Source organism: Arthrobacter sp. NicSoilB8 (assembly GCF_019977355.1).
Lineage (GTDB): Bacteria > Actinomycetota > Actinomycetes > Actinomycetales > Micrococcaceae > Arthrobacter.
In genome coordinates, this window is sequence record NZ_AP024655.1 from 4305663 (window position 1) to 4324364 (window position 18702).

Below are 18702 nucleotides of genomic sequence, written 5' to 3' on the forward strand. Positions count from 1 at the left end.
ACAAAAGAATGCCCGAATTCGACATCATTGCCTTCAGCTGCCCTTTAGGGCCCAGGTGAGGGCCATGTCCTCCAGCAGCTCATCCAGGTCGGTGACGCGCCGGCCCGAGGAGCAGGCAACAAGAGCCCGGCGGAGCGCAAGGCGGGCCGATGATTCGTAGCGTTCCGGAGCCCTCAGTGCCCCGTCCGCGGTGGACGTCTCCAGTCGCGTCAGCCCGGCAGGTTGATCCACCGTTACTTCCGTCCGCACCTCGCCGAGGGCCAACACCTGGACCAGCCCTCCGATGTGGGCCCCGCCCACCGGTGTCCCGACGAGGGTGGCGGGAACCGACCCGCCGTCAGGGCCTGCGGAGTCCATGAGCGCCACCCTGCCGTGGGCAGTGGCCCTGCAGGCCTGGGGAGTCAGCCGCCCTCTTGCCAGGGACCGCGCCCAGCCAAAGCCGTCCCGGAGTACGGCATCGAGGCTTGCGGCAGGAGCCGCACACTCGACGGTGACGATTTGGGCCGGGCTTCCCTGCCTTGCCCGGACCGCATCAGCAACAACGTCGGGGCGCAGGCGGGGGCGCTCGGCGATCAGCGGGATATCGCCTGGCCAGGGGCGGGATGCAAGTATTTCCTGCGGAAGCACCCCGGGGTCCGCAAGCACCACGGCCACCGCTCCTTCGGCCCGGGCGGCCAGCATACCGTGCCACCAATCGCCGGATCCGGGCACCACCGCCACCGCGCCACGGACGTCGTCCGTGCGCACGGCGCTCAGGGGAAGTCCGGCAACAGCGGCAACATAGGCGGGCAGTGCCGTGCAGACGCCGAATACTCGATCTGCGGAATTCACTGCGATACCCCTTCAAGGACTTTCGCCGCGACAGCATCGGCGAGGTCGATTGCATGGAGCGAGTCGGCCAGCAGCTCGTCATACTCCACCGGAGCCTCTTCCTCAAGGAGGGAGGCAAAAAGGCGCCACTCTCCCACGTAGCCGTCGTCCGGATCCCGGGGGTATTCCGCCCACTGCCCGCCGACGCCCCGGACGCGGACGGCCGCGCTTCCGGCATGGACGAAGGCCGGGGGGAAATTAACCTCGATGCGGTCGTGGGAGGTGGCGATACTCATCCGCCAGAGGGCATCCGGCCCTTCCGGAAGCATGGTAAGCGCCAGCTGGACCAGGACATCACCCGCCCGGTACCCCACCAGGTAGTCGATGGGCCTGGCCACCTTCGCGTACACCACCTCGTCGATGCCTGGCGCGATATCCCTGACCGCTGGAAGGTCATGGATCGCGAGGCCCGTCACCAGCTGCCGCAGGACGCCGGCCGCCACTGCTGGATCGCCCAGGTCAGGGCGGCCCCGCCGGGCCGCCTGGAGGGGACCGCCCTCGACCACCAGCCGGTGGTACCTGTCATTCGGCGGGAGCGCGAGCGTCACGGAGATTGCCTGGACCCGGCCTTCGAGGGCCACCAGGTGGTGCTTCGCGCGTCCCCAGGCCGCATCAAACAGGTGGTTGGTTCCCACCACAAGGATGGCGCCTGCGGTCCGGCACGCAGTAATAACCGCATCTGCTTCCTCCCGGCTGGTGGCCAACGGCTTCTCGCAGAAGATGGCGCGCTTGCCGGCAGCCACCGCCCCCAGAATCTGGCGCGCATGTTGTGCAGGCGGACTGCAGACGGCCACTACCTCCACCATTGGGTCTTCGAGGAGGTCCGCGTCCCCCTCCGACCAGCGGGCGCCAAGCCTCTCCGCCAGCACCCGGGCGCGACCGCTGCCGGCATCGGCAATGTGCTGCACCGTGAATATGTCCGCCAGCCCTCCGAGCACCGGCAGATGAAGGGCCGCGACGCCCGGCCCCGCTCCAAGAATCCCTATTCCCCAAGGCATCGTTGCCTCCCTTCTTATGTTCTTATTATTCATAAGTAGGAAAAGTTTTGGCTATAGTCACATCAAGCCGCACCTTAGTCGCTCCAATGTGTGAGAATTATTGCCATGACGACAGACTCCACCCTCCGCTTTGGAGCACAGACGGATGAAGTAACGAGCCTCCTGCGGATCGTCAACCTGGTGCGCACGGGCGAGGCCACCACGCGCCCCGAAATCGGCAAGGTCACCGGCCTGGGCAGGGGCGTTGTTAGTCAGCGCGTGGATCAGGCCATCCAGATGGGCTTCCTCGGCGATGGCGAGTTCGGAGCCTCGTCCGGGGGCCGCGCGCCCCGGACCCTGCGTTTCCGCGCGGAGCGGGGACGGATCGTGATCTGCGCCCTCGGAGCGGCTCATATGAGGGTCGGCGTGGCAGCCCTCGACGGCGACATCCTGGAACACACGCACCGCACGTGGGATATCGCGCAGGGTCCGGAGAAGACCATCGACGCGGTGATGTCCCTGATTGACGACATCCTGAAGAAAGACGCCGAGGTGCCCGTCTGGGGCGTGGTGGTGGGTCTTCCCGGCCCGGTGGACTTCGCCTCGGGTCAGCCCGTGGCCCCTCCGATCATGCCGGGGTGGAACGGCTACGATGTCCGCACGCCATTCGAGGAACGGTTCAATGCCCCGGTATGGGTAGATAACGACTCCAATCTGCTTGCCCTCGGCGAACGTGCGCGGCGGCGCGACTCCCTGGCGGACCTCATCTACTGCAAGATCGGTTCAGGAGTCGGAGCGGGCCTGTTGTCCAAGGGCAGGATTCACCGCGGTGCCAACGGGGCCGCCGGCGACATCGGACACGTCAGGGTTTCCGATTCCGACGCGCAATGCCGCTGCGGCAAGATCGGCTGCCTGGAAGCGGTTGCCGGCGGCTGGGCCCTGGTCCGGGATGCCGAAAAGGCCGTCAAGGAAGGTGCCACCAGCTCCCTGGCCCCGCGGGCGAAAAAGGGAGTCCTGACCCTCGAGGACATCACCCTGGCAGCCCACGACGGGGACCCCCTGGCCATCACCCTCATCCAGAAGTCGGCACGGGTGGCAGGTGAGACCATTTCGGCCCTGGTGAACATGTTCAATCCAGGAGTCATTGTGATCGGCGGCGCCATCGCGTCCGCCGGTGAAGTGTTCCTGGCCGAGGTGCGCCAGAGGGTCTATGAACTGTCACTGCCGCTGGCCACCCGCGACCTTACCATCACGCTCTCGGTAAACGATGAGCGCGAACCGCTGCGCGGCGGAGCTGAACTGGCCCGCGAGCAGCTGTTCGACGTCACTTTCCCCCGCTGGTTCGCGGAGGGCCGGCCGTCCCCGGAACGGGCCGCAGTTCCGGCGTAGGTTTCCCGGGGAGCAACGGCCGAAACGCTGGAACCCTACGATCTTGCGGTTCTCAACTACTACGGACGCTCCGACCCCTGGCGCGATGTTGCGGAGGAGCGCTTCGGGCCCGTCGCAGAGCAGGCGCTTTTTGATTTCGTTGCGGGCGGCAAGGGCCTCATCGCATACCACCCCACGCTCGCCGGCGGCGTGGGCTGGGAGCCCGAGTACGAGCGCCTGCTCGGCGGGGTTATGCGCGAGGAGACTTCCCGTCGGGCACCAAACAACGATTTCCTGGTGCATACGGCGGAACCCCACCCCATCACGGCAGGCTGGCCGGCGGAATTCCCACATTACAACGACGACCTCTACGTGGGCCTCAAGTGGCCGGAGGGCTTCAGGAGGACCGTCCTGCTGACGGAGTGGGACAACCCCCTGCGTTACGCCCAGGTCCCCTCTCAGTGGCGCAGCCTGCCGGGAATGGGCGAGGAGCACCCGCTGGCCTGGGCCATTGACTACGGCGCGGGCCGGTCAGTCTCGATCGGCATCGGCCATAACGCGCAGGCGATCGGACACCCGGCCTTCCGCGCCCTGTTCCCGCGCAGCGCGGAGTGGGCCGCCATCGGCGAGGTGACAATCCCCACGCCCGGAGACCTCGGAGAGCCCCTAGAAGGCGGCGACTGGTGGCCAACCACGCTGGAGCCGATGGTCCGCGGCATGTTCGATGAGTGGGTAGCGGCAGGAGAGCCCGCCTCCCAGAAATAGCGATACGCCCGGACGTGGCCTGGGCCCCCTCAGGCCACGTCGCGGGACACGCTGGGCACCGGCGCCCGGTCAGGATCCAGCAGGGCCTCCAGGCGGAACGGCAGGACCAGCGGCGAGCCGGGACCTGCCTGCAGGTAGGGCACCAGGAGCTGGAATTCGACAGCCACGGCGTGCGCACCGCGGCGCAGTCCGCGCTTACCGGCCAGGACGAGCCTGTCCTGCACGAACCACCAGCCGGACTCGGCCTGCAGCGAATCCGCCGGCACACTGCGGGCCCCCAGCACCACCGTCAACTCCGCGAGCGGCACCCGGACACCTTCGATCTCAACCGCAAGGCCGGCCAGGCTGGACAAGGGCATCGAGCGGATCCAGGGAAGGCCCACCCTAAGCTCAAAGCCCCCGGGCGTGGCCGTCAGCGCATCTTCTCGCAAAGCGGTTTGCAACATGGCTCCCGTCCTTTATCCTAAAAGTGACATAAGTTTGTCATTAACAAGCATAATTGGGAAGGCACTCTATGGCTCCCGAAATACCAGACAACTGGACCCTCTGCGCCAGCTCCTTCAACTGGACCCCGGAGATCACGGCAGCACGGCGAACGGGCCAAGACATCGTCACTGGCATCGCGGACTCCGTGGTGAAGACAATAGAGCTCGAGCCGGGACTGCTGTGGCGGACCTTCCCCGCTCCGCAGGACGCCGAGGTGGATGAACTGCGGGATTCGCTGGCCGCAAGAGGGGGACGCGTCAGCATCGTTGGCGCCAGCCTGGACGACTTCACATCACCAACCGGCCGCCGCTCGCTGCAGGAGCGCCTGGACTTCCTGGCCCCCCAGCTCCACGCCGCGCATCGGGTGGGAGCGAGCGGAGTCCGGTTGCCGGCCGGACAGGCGGGCACGGAATTGCTGACACTGCTGCTGCCGCTGCTGCACGAGTTCGACCTGGTGCTGTACGAAGAGATCCAAGGGCAGCAGACCCCGCGGAACCCCGCCGTGGCTCCAGCACTGGATGCGATAGCCGGGCTGGCAGATGACCATGTGCGGGTGCTCGTGGATATCAGCATGCTGATGCCTGCCCTTCCCGTAACCTACCTTGAAGAGCTGCGGCGCGGAGGCGTCCCCGCGGAACTTCTGGTGCGCCTGGAAAATGACTGGCGGGACCCAGCCACGCTCGACTCCGTCACGGCCCTGCTCCGCTCAGGGAAGGTTCCGCCGCGCATCCATACCCTCTTCATGAACCTGCTCATCCGTTTCGGCCGCAGCGATGCCGCAGACCTTCAGAGCATTATTCCGCTGGTGGGTGGCTTCCATCTGAAGTTCTGGGACCTGGACGACGACGGCGGCCGGGTTTCGCAGCCGCTGCGGGATCTAGGCAGCCTGCTCGCCGGGAACGGTTTCAGAGGCACTCTGACCAGCGAATGGGGCGGCCACGAGTGGCTGCAGGATGATCCCACCGAGATCACGCGGCGGCATCTGGCGCTGGCAGGGGCGGCACTGGCCGCCGGCACCGGGGTCTGAGCAAACACAAGAACAAAGGCTGATACAAAAGAACGGCCGGCCCTGGAGCTTCCGGGGCCGGCCGTTCTTTCCTGCTGTGCTATTTGGCTAGTTGATGCTGAACGCGGCATCGAAAGCCGCCGCTGAGGGTTCGTAGCTGGAGAGCCGGCGGACGAACGCCAGCGCCTCCGGGGCGCCCTCCAGCCGGTCCATGCCGGCGTCCTCCCACTCCACGGACAGCGGGCCGCGGTAATCGATGGCATTGAGCATCCGGAACGCATCTTCCCACGGCACGTCGCCATGGCCCGTGGAGATGAAGTCCCAGCCGCGCCGGGGGTCAGCCCAGGGCAAGTGGGATGATAGGCGGCCGTTGCGGCCGTTGGCCAGCCGCTTCTTCGTGTCCTTGCAGTGCACGTGGTAGATGCGGTCCTTGAAGTCCCACAGGAAGCCCACCGGGTCAATGTCTTGCCACACCATGTGGCTCGGGTCCCAGTTCAGGCCAAAGGCGTCCCGGTGCCCGATCGCTTCCAGGGTGCGCTGCGTTGTCCAGTAGTCGTAGGCGATCTCCGACGGGTGCACCTCGTGGGCGAACCGGACTCCACACTCGTCAAAGACGTCCAGGATGGGGTTCCACCGGTCCGCAAAATCCTGGTAGCCGGCGTCGACCATCTTTTCCGAGGCAGGCGGGAACATCGCCACGTACTTCCAAATGGACGATCCCGTGAACCCGGTCACCGTCTTCACGCCGAGCTTGGCGGCGAGCCGCGCGGTGTTCTTCAGCTCCTCGGCGGCACGGCGACGGACCCCCTCAGGATCGCCGTCGCCCCACACGACGTCCGGCAGGATGCCGCGGTGCCGTTCGTCGATCGGGTCGTCACAGACAGCCTGGCCCTTGAGGTGGTTGGAGATGGTCCACACCTTGAGGCCGTGGCGTTCAAGGATGTCCACTTTGCCCTGCACATAGGCGTCGTCGTCCCAGCGCCAGGGATCCAAGTGGTCACCCCAGCAGGCGATTTCCAGTCCGTCATAGCCCCACTCGCCGGCGAGGCGGGCCACCTCCTCGAACGGCAGGTCGGCCCACTGGCCAGTAAATAGGGTAATTGGTCGTGCCACGTACTTCCCCTCCTCAGCCGGCCAGCACGGGAACGCCGGCAGCGACGCGTGTCCAGGCGGAATCATTGTCGGAACTGCGCTCGACGGCGTCGAGCACCCGCTGCACCCTTAGCCCGTCAGCGAACGACGGGTGCGGGTCGGTGCCGCCCACGATGCCTTCCACCAGGTCCTTGACCTGGTGGGAGAAACCGTGCTCGTAGCCGAGCATGTGGCCTGCGGGCCACCACGCCGAAACGTAGGGGTGCTCCGCTTCGGTGACCAGGATCTTCCGAAAACCCTGGCGGTCCGCGGGTGCCGTGCGGTCGTAAAACCGGACGCTGTTGAGGTCTTCGAGGTCGAAGGCCAGGGCTCCCTTGTCCCCCGAGATCTCGATCTCCAGCGCGTTTTTCCGGCCGGTGGCAAAGCGTGAGGCCTCAAAAGACGCCAGCGCCCCGGTCTCGAAGCGGCCGGTGAAGATGGCGATATCGTCCACTGTCACCTGGCCGTAGCCGGTCCCGGCAGCGCCGGAGAGCCCAGTGCCGGACAGCGCTGAACCTGAGTCCAGGAGAGGCCGCTCCTTCACGATGGTGTCGATGACGCCGGACACCTTCGCCAGGTTTAGCCCGGTGACAAACTGGGCCAGGTCAATGGCGTGGGCTCCGATGTCCCCCAGCGCCCCGGACCCGGCGTGTTCCTTCTGCAGACGCCAGGCCAGCGGCATTTCGGGGTCCACGAGCCAGTCCTGCCGGTAGGAGGCGCGCACGTGGTTGATTGTCCCCACGGCGCCCTCGGCGATGAGGTTGCGGAGGAACGTGACGGCTGGAACACGACGGTAGGTGAAACCCACCATGGCCCGGACGCCCCGGACTGCCGCGCGATCGGCAGCCGCCGCCATCGCTTCGGCTTCCGCCACCGTGTTGGCCAGCGGCTTTTCGCACAGGACGTGCTTCCCGGCCTCAAGCGCCGCGATCGCGATTTCGGCGTGGGAATCGCCGGGGGTGACGATGTCGACGACGTCGATATCGTCCCGCGCGATCACTTCCCGCCAGTCTGTGGCTGATTCTGCCCAGCCCCACTTTTGGGCGGCGGCAGCCACCGCTTCGGCGTTCCGGCCCACAACGACCGCCATTTCGGGCTCGGCCGGCAGGTCGAACACCCGCGGTGCCGTGCGCCAGCCCTGGGAGTGGGCGGCCCCCATGAAGCCATAGCCGATCATGGCCACGCGCAGGGTGCTCATGCGAGCACTACCTTGCGCTCGACCGCCACGCGGTTGCCCACGTAACGCATGGGTGCGATCTGCATGTAAAGCAGGCGGAGCGTGAGGATGACTTCGACGTCGATCTCCTCGCCTGCGTCGGGGACGCGGTCCAGCGGGATGATGACGTCGGGCCTGTCTGCGACGAACCACAGGGTTTCCCATTGCTGCGGCAGCTCGGCTATGGAGTAGGACTTTCCCTGAAGTTCGAAGCGGAGGGACTCTTGGGGAATCTCCACGCCGTTGACTGTTGCGACGACGTCGTCAACCGCGGACAGCCAGAGGCTGCGGTACCAGGGCAGCTGTACCGACACGGCAATGCCCTCGGGGTGCCTGCGGACATCGGTGTCCTGGAACAGGGAATTGTGAGTTGCCATGGTTTTCCTTACTTGAATGTATCGACGAAGGTGTCGTGGGGTGCGGGCGGCAGGGGGTCTAGTGTCTGCCGTGTGGACGGGCTGTACGGGTGGTTTTCCTGGGGCACGGGTTCGTCGGCGGGCGGCATAAAGACAGGCTTGCCGTCGTCGCCGAAGTACATGAGGTCCAGGGCGAAGGCATGCTGGTTCTTTTCCGCGAAGCTGATCCAGTTTTCTTCGAACGGCGCACGCAGGAGCTCGTAGCAGCGGAACTTCCAGATCTTCCATTCCCCGTCCTGGCGCAGGAAATCCACGGCGTACTTGCACCAGACCCAGTGCGCCCAGACCTTCTTGCCCTGCACTTCGCCCGGTGAGTACATGTACTCGGGGCTTTCCTTGGCCACCTCGGGGTCTGTCAGGCCGGACTCATTGCCGGTCATGATCCAGACGCCCTTGGCAGTCTTGCCGTCGGCCGCGACTTCGATGACCGGCGTCGTGGTGTAGTGCAGAATCAGTTTGCCCACAGGTGACGGGCGTCCGCGGTGATAGCGGATGACGCTGTCGTAATCGGTGTACTGGCCGGCGTTGGTGTACCTCGCCCGCACGCCCGGTGTACCGCGTTTAACCCACAGCGGGATGATCTGCTCGTCCTCAAATGCGTTGTGCAGGTACATATATCGGTTGAACAGGTTCTCGATTTCTCCGCGGTCATTGGCCCGGCGGGCCAACTTCAAGGCTTCCCCGAGTTCCGCCCGGAGGCGCTCCACCTCGGCGGCGAGATCGGTATCGATGGTGGACATGGACCCTCCTCAGGCCGGAACGACGGCTTCCTCGATGGCACGCCGCATCAGCGTGTGCTGCTTCTTGACGAGGTCGATCGGATCGGATTCGCCGAGATCCGCGAACGCGTGCCCCTCCCACTCGCTGGAGAGGTATCCCTGGTAGCCGCCCCTAACGAACTGGCGCACAATCCGGGCAATGTCCATCGCAGGTTCATTGCCGTTCTCGTCAATGTCGTAGAACTTCGCGTGGACGTGGAAGATCTGCGGCATGATGTCCAGCCATTCCTCCGGCGGAACCAGGCCGTGCATGTTGAAGGCCAGCCGGGTGAACGGGCCGAGGCGTGCGGGATCGAAGTTGTTGGCGCCTAGGTAGTCCTCGAACTCCTGGTTGCGCTCGTGCATGGGCAACGGTTTGCGCCAGATGTCCTGCATGACGGCGAAGTGCTCGCCGGGCAGTCCCATCTGCGTCAGGGTGCGGAACAGCGTCGGGGAAAGGCTGTGCATCGTGGAGCTGAAGTCTGCGGTGAACCCGAGCCGGTCACTTCCAAGTTCCTCGTACATTTCCCGGATCTGCAGGATCTTGGGATCGTTCGGGCCCTGCGGCGCGTGGATTTCGTAGCCGAGCTTCTGGTCGTACTTCTCGGCCAGGGGAAGCAGCCGGCGGAGTAGTTCCTTCCCGGCGGAGCGGATTACCACGCGGTGGAATCCGAGCTTGTTGGCGGTGCGCAGTTGCGCGGCAAAGAAGTCGTACTCCTCGTCCGGCGTCATGTCCCGGTCCTTGCGGCGGCCCATGTCCAGGTTGGTGCCGACGGCGCTGGGTGTCAGGCCGTAGCGGTCCATGCCGTCGCGCCAGAGGCGGATGAAGTCATCGTCCACGTCGGGGTAGGTGCGCAGCATCTGCGCGATATTGAATTCGACGCCGGGGCCGAGTCCTTCGTCGGCGACAGCCTTGATCAGCGTCTCGGGCGTGTAAAGCCCGGCGGCGAACTCGGAGGTGAGTGAATAGAGGGTGATGCCTAGCTCGATACCCGAGCCTGCGATGCCTTCTGACATGTCTTTTGGTCCCTTCGTTGTCAGCCGCGGACGGGCTGGGCGAGATGGCTGTTGAGGATGCGGCGCGCCTCGGCGGCGTCAGTGATCATGGACGAACCGGCGTTGGCCGCGGCCGAACGCTGGACGGCCTGCTCGCCGCGGATGATGTCGAATGGGTCCTGCCAGTTATTCCAGTGCCAGCCTTCGTATTCGCTGGAGATTGCACCGGAGTAACCGTTCTCGACGAGTTGCCGGACCAGGCCACGCACCGGCACCGAGGGCTCTTCGCCGTTCTCGTCGATGCCGAAGAACTTGCCGTGCACGTGGCGTACCCACGGCATGATTTCCAGCCACGTGTCCAGCGGAGCCGGACCGAAGAGCCCTGTTCCGTTGATGGCGAAGTCGATGCCAAGGTCCGGCCGGCCGTTGCGCGCTGCCAAGCCGATGAAGGCCCCGAAGCGCTCACCATGGACTTTTTGTGTGTTGGGCGGTCCTTCGGCATAGAAACCGTTCCACAGCTCAACCACCTGCCGGAGCAGCTCCTCGGAAGCACCACGGCGGCGGTAGGCCTCTAGCAGGGAGGGAGCAAAGCCAGTGACGGTGGCGCCCCAGTCGGCGGTGAAGCCCAACAGCGGGGAATTGAGTTTTTCATAGCGGTCGCGCAGGGCAAGGATACGTTCATGGGCGCCGTGCTGGTCCGCGTGGACTTCCAGGGCCAGCGTGACCCCGTACTGCTCCGCCACGGGAAGCAGGCTTTCCATCGCGTCGGGAGTCAGCGAGATCTGTACCCGGGCGATCGGGAAGCCGAGCCGGGCGGCCACTTCGATCTGCTTGCGCATGTACTCGACCAGCTCGTCGTGGTTCATGAGCCGGTCACGGCGGATGCCCGTGTCAACGTTAACCGCGAGCGAGGTGGGCACCAGGTCAACCTCGGCAACAAGGTCACGGAACTGCCCAACGAAGGTGTCATCAATCCTGTCCGGGAAGCCCCGCAGGCTGGAGAATCCGATGACCTCAAGGCCGGGGCCGAAGCCTTCGGCCGCCACCTTTCGGATCAGGCCATCAAGGTCGTACTGCCGGGCGTGGGAGGCCCGGGTGAAGCTGTAAAGGGTGACGCCCTGGATCGGCGTGCCGAGGCTGGTCATCGCTGTGCCACCTTCATGGTCTTGGTGTCGTGCTCTTCGATGTGCAGCACGCCGTGGTCGGTGATGATGTACGGGATGTAGAGCTTGAGGTCGACCCGTACCTCGTGCTCAGCCTGCTGGTCCGGGACGGGAACGTCGCCCGAAAGAACGGCCGAGTCCAGGGGAAACCACCATTCGCCAGTCTCGTCCACGAGTTCCTCGAAGCTGAAGGTGCGGTTGTTCATGGTCCAGCGCAGCGAGCCCTCCGGTGCGCTGACGCCGTCAACGCTCAACGCTGCCCCGGCAATGCACGAGCCCGGCAGGGCCCGGTACCAGGGGATGCGGACTTCGACGGCTGCGCGGCCGTCCTGGGTGGTGAGTGTTCCCTGCTCGATAATGCGGTCGGCGATCATCGAGACCTCCTTGTCTGCGGCATGTCTTGCCTGTGCTTGAACAGAGTGGCGTGGGCCACTTCTTCATTATTTAGTCAGTCTAATGTCAGATTTAGACATAAGTAAAGTGCTGGTGATTTCTTCCGCGATCCTCCGCGCGCCGCGCACTGCGAGCGCCACCGCCGTCAGCGTGGGATTGCACGCCGTGGCGGTGGGGATCACGCCGTTGCCGGCCACAAAGAGGCCGGGGACCTGCCAGACCTGGCTGTCCGGGGAACACACGCTCTCGCCGTCGTCCGCCGCGCCCATGCGCGTTGTGCCCTGGTAGTGGAGCGAAGACCCCGGCGGGAGGACGAAGGGGCGCTCGTCGAGCGGTTCGCCCACCGCCTTGCCCAGCCGGACAATTTCCTGCCTGGCACGTTCCAGCACGTCGTGGTCGCGTCCCGTGAGGCGGTAATGGATGCGCATGGCGGGCATTCCGTACGAGTCGCGGGCGTTGTCGTCGAACGCCACCCGGTCGTCCCGCTGAAGGTCCTTGGCGCAGAACAGGCCCAGCCCAACAATCGATCCCGGGACAACAGGGTCATCTTCGGCCAACGGGACAGGGGACGCATCCAGCTGCATGATCTGGCCATGGAATGGTGCGTCGTCAGTGTACGGAACCCACGCCACCCCGCTTTGTTCGCTGAGCGCGCCGTCCACAGCCGCCGGGGCATGCCCGGCCCCGACATCACGCAGCCTGCTCGCGAACACCACCTGCGCTTGGTCGTTGAGATAACGGCCCAGCGCGGCGGGCCTGATTCCGGAAGCCCACAGCAGTTGCGGCGTGCGCAGGGCATCCGCGCCCACCACAACGTAACGGGCAGCCACCTGGCGGCTTTCTCCGCTGCGCCGGTCCTGGACTTCAATGCCGCGGGCCCTGCCGTCGTCATCTACGAGCACGCGGGTCACCAGCGACTCGTCGAAAAGGTCAAACTGCGGGTTCTCCCGGGTCACGTCCCCCATGACGACGTCGGAGCCTGACCATACAAGGCCGCCGTCCTCCCGGCGGTGCACAGCGAGCGGCATGGGCTGGACGCGGTAGGGCCGGTCCCGGCCCTCATCCACAGTAGCTGCAAGGCGTCCACGGACGAGCTCCGAGAACGGGGCGCCGTCAAAGGCATGGGTGGTCACGCCCAGCAGGCGGTCGGCATCCTCGAGAAGCTGCTCCAGGTCCGGCAGGAATGCGATGCGCTCCTGGCCGCCCGGGCGCGGGCAGGCGGCGGTCCAGTGGGCCGCCATGCCGCCCACGTTGCTCGACATGGCGGCGACGGGCATCCCGTCTTCTCCGGGGAACGCGTATCCGTCCGGCAGCAGATAAGTACCAGGCCGGGCGCGGCGTTCACCGCTCTTGACGGCGCCGGGTGAATTCACCGTTTCGGCGCCGGCTCCGGGGCCTTCCGATGCCCGCTGGGCAAGGCTGCGGCGCTCAGGATCCTCGATGTTCTTCACGTGTGCGCCGGGCGGGCTGCTCACGGTGGGACCCACTTCGAACATGGCGATGGTGGCGCCGGGCGCTTCCTCGCTGAGGATCCGCGCGTACGTTGATGCCGTCGGGCCGCTGCCAACGATGGCGACGTCGACGGTATCGGGGTACCGGCGGCTGCTCATCGCCCCGCCACCAGTTCCTGGATGCGGCGCACGGACTTTGCCGAGTCAATGGTCGGGTAGTACTCGAGCCCGATGGGGCCGGAGTAGCCGCTGTTCTGCAGGTCTGCCAACCGGGCGGGCCAGTCAATGGATCCTGAACCCGGCTCCCCGCGGCCCGGGGCGTCGGCGATCTGCACGTACTTGATGAGGCTGCCGGCGTTGGCGAGCTCGGCGGCCACGTCCTCGCCTTCGACAGTGGAGTGGTACAGGTCGTAGAGGACGCCGAAGTTCGGTGAATTCACGCCGCGGGCGACGTAGACGGCTTCCGCGGTCCGGTCCAGCAGCGCCCCGGGGTGGTCAACCCGGATGTTCACCGGCTCGAGGACCAGGGTGATGCCTGAGCCCTCGATGTGCGCGACGCCGCGGGTGAAGATCTCGATCAGCTCGTCAAGCTGGTCCTGCCGCTTGCGCCCGCCGAAGCCGGTGCCGCTGCCCACCACGATGCGTGGGCAGCCGAGCTGCTGCGCTACCGCCACGCCGGCGTCCAGCCCCTCGTAGAAGGGCTCGTGGTTGCGGGGCGGGATCATGAACTGCATGCGGGGTTCCGCGAGTTGGGCAGTGAGCTGGACTCCGGTTTCCTCGAGTGCGTCCTTGAGGGCCGGAATGTCCTTGCCCGTCGGGCCCCACATCTCGACTGCATCGAAGCCGGCAGCAGCGGCGGCACGGACCCGGTCCGCCGCACTTTCGCCTGATTCGGCGAACAAAAGGTCAATATTTGGCGAAAGTTGGAACATGGATGTCTCCTGAAATGTTGAAGAGTGGTTTAGAACATGGGGTGGTCGTGGACCGGACGCTCCGGAACCGGTTGGAGCACGTCCCAGTGCTCCACAATGCGACCGTTTTCGAAGCGGTAGATGTCAGCGACGGCGGCGTCGGGACGCCCGGGACCTGAAGCGCGCACATGCACCATCGCCAGGTCACCGTCCACCAGGATCCGCTGGACCTCGAACCGGGAGTCCGGCGATCCGTCGAACTTCGGTGTCAGCATTCTGACTGCCGCCTCAGGCCCGTCAGGAATAGTCGGGTTGTGTTGCCGGTAGTCGCCGGCCACAAGGAAGTCGAAGGCTTCACGCACCCGTTTTTGGGTGTAGAAGATCTCCACGAAGCGCTCGAACGCTGCGCGGTTGTCAACCATCGCGGGTCAGCCCTTCAGGCCGCCGGAGAAGCCCTGGATGAATCGCTTCTGGGCGAACAGGAACAGCGCCAGGATGGGAATCATGGAGACGATCACGATCGCGAAGATCGAGTTCCACTTCGAGACCAGGGAGCCGATGTAGTAGTACATGGCCACCGGCAGCGTCTGGTTCGCAGAGCCGCCCAGGAAGATCAGCGAGGTGAAGAAGTCGTTCCATACGATGAGTCCGGCGAAGATGGTGACCGTGCCGGTGGCAGGAGCCATCATGGGGAACACCACCTTGGAGAAGATCTGGGATTTGCTGGCGCCGTCGATAGTGGCCGCTTCCTCATAATCTGTGCCAAGACCCCGGAAGAAGTTCGCGTAAAGGAAGATCGACAGGGGCAGGAGCATGCCGGTGTACAGGATGATCAGGCCCCACGCCGATCCCGTCAGGCCCATGGCACGCGCACCCATGTAGAGGGGCACGGCGCCGAGCTGGCCGGGGAGGATGATGGCAATGAGGAAGAGATAGTACGCGCCTTTGCTCCACCGGCGGGTGTTGCGGGAGATCACGTATCCGGTGATTGAGCCCAGTGCGATCAATCCGACTATGCTGCCCGCGGTGATGATGGCGCTGTTCACGAGGCCCATGACCACATTGGAGTTGCCCGTGGCCGTCAGGACAGCCACGAAGTTACTGAAGTCCGGGCTCTTGGGCGGCGCGAGGGGCGACGTCGTATACATCTCGCTGTCGGGCTTAAGGGCCGTGGTCACCAGGAAGTAGAACGGGGCGAGGAAGATTAGCGCCAAAGCCCAGAGACCAATTTCCCGGAGCAGGGTGAGTTTGGTGTAACGGAACATTTATTAGTCCTCGGGGTTCGATCGCGTCAGCCGCTGCTGGAGAACGGCGAAGAACAGGATGATGACGGCGAGCACTAGGGCCAGGGCGGCACCGCCACCGAAGTTCCCGAGCGCGAACGCCTGCTTGTAGACCTGGGTGGCCAGCGTTTCGGTTGCCCCCGCCGGTCCTCCCCCTGTCAAGGCCATGATGGGGTCGAAGACCCGAAGCCCCTGGACGATTCCCAGGGTGGTCGCAATGGCAATGGCGGGGCGGATAGCAGGCAGGGTGACGTTCCGGAATCGCTGCCACAGGTTGGCGCCGTCAATGGCGGCCGCCTCCTCGACTTCCACCGGCACGCCGGCCAGTCCGGCCATGAAGATCACCATGGCGAAGCCCGTGGAGCTCCAGACAAGCACCACCAGCACCGTCCAGATGGCCCACTGCGGGTCCGCGAGCCAGGGCTTCGCGAGGTCGCCGGCGCCTATCGAGGTCAGGAAGACGTTGATCGGACCGTCGAAGTCGAAGATGTACTTCCAGATGTAGGCCGTGGCGAGGGGGCTGAGCACCACGGGCATAAAGAAGAGAGTGCGGAGGATGTAGCGCGTCTTGAGGACCCGGTTCAGGCCGAGGGCGATGATGAGGCCTCCGACGCTGCCGAGGAAGACCGATCCAAAGGCCAGGAAGAGGGTATTCAGCAGGGCGCCGAGCTTGGTGGGGTCCTTGAAAATGGCTTCGAAGTTCTGCCAGCCGACTATTTTGAACGAGCCGATGCCTGTCCAGTTGGTGAAGGCGAAGAAGCCGCCGATGCCGGTCGCCACGTAGTGGATGGCGATGACGAGGGCAATCCCGGGCAACGCCCACCACCAGTGCCCGAACTGTGGGCCCCTGCCCCGGGGGCGGGTCTTCTGGTCCGCCCCCGGGGTGCGCTTACCTCGCCGGGGTGCTTCAGCTGCTTCGCTTTTCGGTTGCATCGTCGCAGTCATGGTAATCCTTGCTTATCCCTTTGAGTTCTCGGAGCTTAGTGATGTGCAGCTGCTACTGGTCCCAGGCCGTATCCATCGCCTGCAGTACCTGGTCGGCAGTCTTCTGGCCAGTGATGAGGCCCTGGACGCCGGTGGCGAGTGCATCGTACACGGCTGAGTTGGGCCACTGGCTGTTCGGCAGCGGGCCGTACTTTCCGCCCTTGATGAGATCACCGACATTCTTGTACGCACCGCCGTTGAAGTCGTAGCTGTCCAGGCCGCTGACCGGGAGGGCGCCGTCGATTTCTGCGAACGCCTTCGTCTGTTCAGGCTGCGAGGCCCAATCGAGGAAAGCCTTCGCCGCGTCCTTGTTCTTGGACGCCGCGTTGATGGAAAACGCGTAGTTGGCACTGGCAAATACGAAACCCTTATCCGAGCCCCGCTCTGCAGGGAGCCCGCGCACATCGAAATCCGAGTCGGCGGCCGCGGACTTCAACTGCTTCCAGCTGGGGCCCGGGATAAATCCAGCAACGGAAGTTCCGCTGGCAAGGCCCTTGGTGATGGCGTCGAAGCCGGCACCTGCGGCGCCCTTCTGGAAGCAGCCCGCGTCATTGAGTTTGGTGACTGCCTCCAGCGATGCCTTCCAGCCGTCCGAGCCGGCGAAGGTGGCTTCCTTGGCGGTGCGCTTTTCGTTCCACTTCGGGTCCTCCGCGTAAACGCGGGAGGCTGCGAGCGACATTGCCATCAGGCCGGTGTTTGGCGCAGCGGAGCCGGCCAGCGCGAAGAACGATTTGCCGGACGATTCGAGCGTTTTGCACTGCTCCGCCAGGGCGGAGAAGTCTGACGGGAAGTCAGCGATGCCGGCAGCTTTAGCGGCGGTCTCATTGGCGACCATCCCGACCACCGTGATCTCCGGGGCCTGGCCATAGACTTTTCCGTCCGTTCCGAAGAGGGCTTCGCTGCCCGTGGGAACAAGCTTCTTGGCGGCGTCGTCCAAGGGCTCAAGGAAACCGGCCTGAACGAGGGGCAGGATGCTGCGGCCGGTGCCTGAACCCGGCGCGGTCACCACGACGTCGGACGCGTTCCCGGCCTGGAGCTGGGTCCGCAGGGTCTGGTCGTACGAATCATTGGGCTGCGGGTTGAACGTGATCTTCACGTTGGGGTTCGACTTCATATAGTTCTCAGCCAAGACCTGGAAGGGGCTCTCAATGGTGTTGGAGGTGGCGAACGACAGGGAAAATTCCTGTGAGCCTCCAGCGGAGGAATTGCTGCCAGCGGAGGCCGAGCAGCCGGTGAGGACGAGGGCTGCGATCGTGGGGACGGCGAGGGCGCCGACCTTGAGGCCCGAATAGCGACGGTGCTGTGTCATGTCCAGCCTTTCTGACTTCGTTGTCGAAAATATCCGGGGCCGTGACCCCGGTCACTCATCAGTATGCAAGAGATGTGCCGAAAACGCACATAAGTCTTACCGATGACAGACATAAGTCATGCAGGGGGCGAGCGGAAGCGCTTACATCGAGAAGTCTGATGCTGGCCACCCAACTTATCGACGCCGCTGATACACTGGCCCTACTTAGTTCACCGTTGAAGGATTGCCGTGCCGTGATGAATCATGTTCTGCTATCCCGGCTCGACCTCAACCTGCTGATTTCGCTGGATGCCCTCATTACCGAACGCAGCGTGACCAGGGCGGCGGAGCGGCTCCACCTCAGCCAGCCGGCGCTCAGCGCCTCGCTCGCCAGGCTCAGATCCCACTTCGGAGACCCGATCCTGGCCCGTCGCGGAAATTCTTACGAGCTCACCCCCTTCGCCCTGCGGCTCGCGGGGCACACCACCACCGCGCTCGAGGCCGCACGCCGCGTCTTCGAAAGCCAGGCCACCTGGGAGCCCGCCGAATCGGAGCGCGAGTTCTCCATCTACGGCTCGGATTACGGCTTCACGACCATTGGCCGGGTTGCCTCCGAACTTGCCGCTGAGCGCGCCCCCGGGGTCCGGTTCCGGTTTATGCTCCACAACCCGATGGTGGTGGAGGATGCCGCCAACCGCCTTCGCTCCGTGGACGGCATGGTGATCCCCCACGGATTCCTCACCGGGCTCCCCTACCTGGACCTGTGGAGGGACGGGTGGGTGGCCGTGGTCTCCTCGTCAAACGAGGCCGTCGGCGATCGCATCACCATGGAGAACGTCGCCGAACTTCCCTGGGTGATGACCTATCAGACCCGCTCAGCCTCAACGTCGGCGGAACGGCAGATCCAGCAGCTGGGGGTTGAGCCGCGGGTGGATGTGGTTGTTGAAAGTTTCCAGTCCCTGCCGCACTTTGTGGTGGGAACCAACCGGATCGCGCTCATCCAGGCGGCGCTGGTACCGTTCGCGCTGCGGATAGGCGGGGTGCGGATCCTGCCGCTGCCCTTCGATGCCACTCCGCTGGTCAATGCCCTGTGGTGGCACCCCGTGCACAACCGCGACTCGGAACATGAATGGATGCGGGGCCTCTTCAAAGAGGCCGCTGACATCGTGGCGGCCGCCGCAGCAAAGCAAGCCCCTTAAGCGCCTCGATGCCCGCCCACTTCTGGACGGGCATCGAGACG

Annotated in this window: 20 protein-coding genes; 4 read left to right on the forward strand and 16 right to left on the reverse strand. The window is 65.0% G+C overall.

What is annotated here, in order from left to right; all coding sequences use genetic code 11:
* Positions 1–33: 33 nt before the first annotated feature.
* Both LDO15_RS19470 and LDO15_RS19475 read right to left on the reverse strand, forming a co-directional pair.
* Complete coding sequence (locus LDO15_RS19470) at positions 34–831, reverse strand: hypothetical protein (RefSeq protein ID WP_223981393.1); 798 nt, start codon at positions 829–831, stop codon at positions 34–36.
* Entirely contained in the window at positions 828–1868 is a 1041-nt protein-coding gene (locus LDO15_RS19475; RefSeq protein WP_223981395.1) for a Gfo/Idh/MocA family oxidoreductase, read from the reverse strand. The genes LDO15_RS19470 and LDO15_RS19475 overlap by 4 nt, the downstream gene beginning before the upstream one ends.
* 105 nt (positions 1869–1973) lie before the next feature.
* Here LDO15_RS19475 and LDO15_RS19480 point away from each other — a divergent pair, with 105 nt between their 5' ends.
* Positions 1974–3236, forward strand: a complete 1263-nt coding sequence (locus tag LDO15_RS19480; RefSeq protein WP_223981397.1) for an ROK family protein — start codon at positions 1974–1976, stop codon at positions 3234–3236.
* A gap of 27 nt (positions 3237–3263) precedes the next feature.
* On the forward strand, positions 3264–3980 hold the full coding sequence (locus LDO15_RS19485) for a ThuA domain-containing protein (RefSeq protein WP_223987554.1): 717 nt from the start codon (positions 3264–3266) through the stop codon (positions 3978–3980).
* Positions 3981–4009: 29 nt separating this feature from the next.
* On the opposite strand, the gene LDO15_RS19490 is transcribed toward LDO15_RS19485, so the two are convergent.
* Entirely contained in the window at positions 4010–4426 is a 417-nt protein-coding gene (locus LDO15_RS19490; protein ID WP_223981399.1) for a DUF6379 domain-containing protein, read from the reverse strand.
* 68 nt (positions 4427–4494) lie between these two features.
* Here LDO15_RS19490 and LDO15_RS19495 point away from each other — a divergent pair, with 68 nt between their 5' ends.
* The gene (locus tag LDO15_RS19495; RefSeq protein ID WP_223981401.1) at positions 4495–5493 is read left to right on the forward strand and encodes a restriction endonuclease subunit R; all 999 of its coding nucleotides are present in this window, start codon (positions 4495–4497) and stop codon (positions 5491–5493) included.
* An 87-nt stretch (positions 5494–5580) separates the two neighbouring features.
* Here LDO15_RS19495 and LDO15_RS19500 read toward each other — a convergent pair whose 3' ends face one another.
* The 13 genes from LDO15_RS19500 to LDO15_RS19560 all read right to left on the reverse strand — a co-directional run bounded on the left by LDO15_RS19500 (position 5581) and on the right by LDO15_RS19560 (position 17483).
* Entirely contained in the window at positions 5581–6585 is a 1005-nt protein-coding gene (locus LDO15_RS19500) for a sugar phosphate isomerase/epimerase family protein (protein WP_223981403.1), read from the reverse strand.
* A gap of 13 nt (positions 6586–6598) precedes the next feature.
* A complete protein-coding gene (locus LDO15_RS19505; RefSeq protein WP_223981405.1) occupies positions 6599–7801 on the reverse strand; it encodes a Gfo/Idh/MocA family oxidoreductase in 1203 nt (400 codons plus the stop codon).
* A complete protein-coding gene (locus tag LDO15_RS19510) occupies positions 7798–8196 on the reverse strand; it encodes a DUF6379 domain-containing protein (RefSeq protein WP_223981407.1) in 399 nt (132 codons plus the stop codon). The genes LDO15_RS19505 and LDO15_RS19510 overlap by 4 nt, the downstream gene beginning before the upstream one ends.
* Positions 8197–8204: 8 nt before the next feature.
* The gene (locus tag LDO15_RS19515; protein WP_223981409.1) at positions 8205–8975 is read right to left on the reverse strand and encodes a nuclear transport factor 2 family protein; all 771 of its coding nucleotides are present in this window, start codon (positions 8973–8975) and stop codon (positions 8205–8207) included.
* Positions 8976–8984: 9 nt separating this feature from the next.
* Positions 8985–10010 carry a TIM barrel protein gene (locus LDO15_RS19520; protein ID WP_223981411.1) on the reverse strand — a complete coding sequence of 342 codons (1026 nt, stop codon included), beginning with the start codon at positions 10008–10010 and terminating at the stop codon, positions 8985–8987.
* Positions 10011–10030: 20 nt separating this feature from the next.
* The gene (locus LDO15_RS19525; protein ID WP_223981413.1) at positions 10031–11134 is read right to left on the reverse strand and encodes a sugar phosphate isomerase/epimerase; all 1104 of its coding nucleotides are present in this window, start codon (positions 11132–11134) and stop codon (positions 10031–10033) included.
* Positions 11131–11526, reverse strand: a complete 396-nt coding sequence (locus LDO15_RS19530; RefSeq protein WP_223981415.1) for a DUF6379 domain-containing protein — start codon at positions 11524–11526, stop codon at positions 11131–11133. Before LDO15_RS19530 ends, LDO15_RS19525 begins: the two co-directional genes overlap by 4 nt.
* 66 nt (positions 11527–11592) lie before the next feature.
* Positions 11593–13155, reverse strand: coding sequence for a GMC oxidoreductase (locus tag LDO15_RS19535; RefSeq protein WP_223981417.1), 1563 nt, complete (start codon positions 13153–13155; stop codon positions 11593–11595).
* Entirely contained in the window at positions 13152–13928 is a 777-nt protein-coding gene (locus tag LDO15_RS19540; RefSeq protein WP_223981419.1) for a TIM barrel protein, read from the reverse strand. The genes LDO15_RS19535 and LDO15_RS19540 overlap by 4 nt, the downstream gene beginning before the upstream one ends.
* Positions 13929–13957: 29 nt before the next feature.
* Positions 13958–14329 (reverse strand): nuclear transport factor 2 family protein, encoded by a 372-nt coding sequence (locus LDO15_RS19545; RefSeq protein ID WP_223981421.1) that lies wholly within the window; start codon positions 14327–14329, stop codon positions 13958–13960.
* A 6-nt stretch (positions 14330–14335) separates the two neighbouring features.
* Entirely contained in the window at positions 14336–15172 is an 837-nt protein-coding gene (locus LDO15_RS19550; RefSeq protein WP_223981423.1) for a carbohydrate ABC transporter permease, read from the reverse strand.
* Positions 15173–15175: 3 nt separating this feature from the next.
* The gene (locus LDO15_RS19555; RefSeq protein WP_223981426.1) at positions 15176–16135 is read right to left on the reverse strand and encodes a sugar ABC transporter permease; all 960 of its coding nucleotides are present in this window, start codon (positions 16133–16135) and stop codon (positions 15176–15178) included.
* A gap of 52 nt (positions 16136–16187) precedes the next feature.
* Positions 16188–17483 carry an extracellular solute-binding protein gene (locus LDO15_RS19560; protein ID WP_223981429.1) on the reverse strand — a complete coding sequence of 432 codons (1296 nt, stop codon included), beginning with the start codon at positions 17481–17483 and terminating at the stop codon, positions 16188–16190.
* Positions 17484–17716: 233 nt separating this feature from the next.
* Here LDO15_RS19560 and LDO15_RS19565 point away from each other — a divergent pair, with 233 nt between their 5' ends.
* Entirely contained in the window at positions 17717–18661 is a 945-nt protein-coding gene (locus tag LDO15_RS19565) for a LysR family transcriptional regulator (protein ID WP_223981432.1), read from the forward strand.
* Positions 18662–18702: the final 41 nt, after the last annotated feature.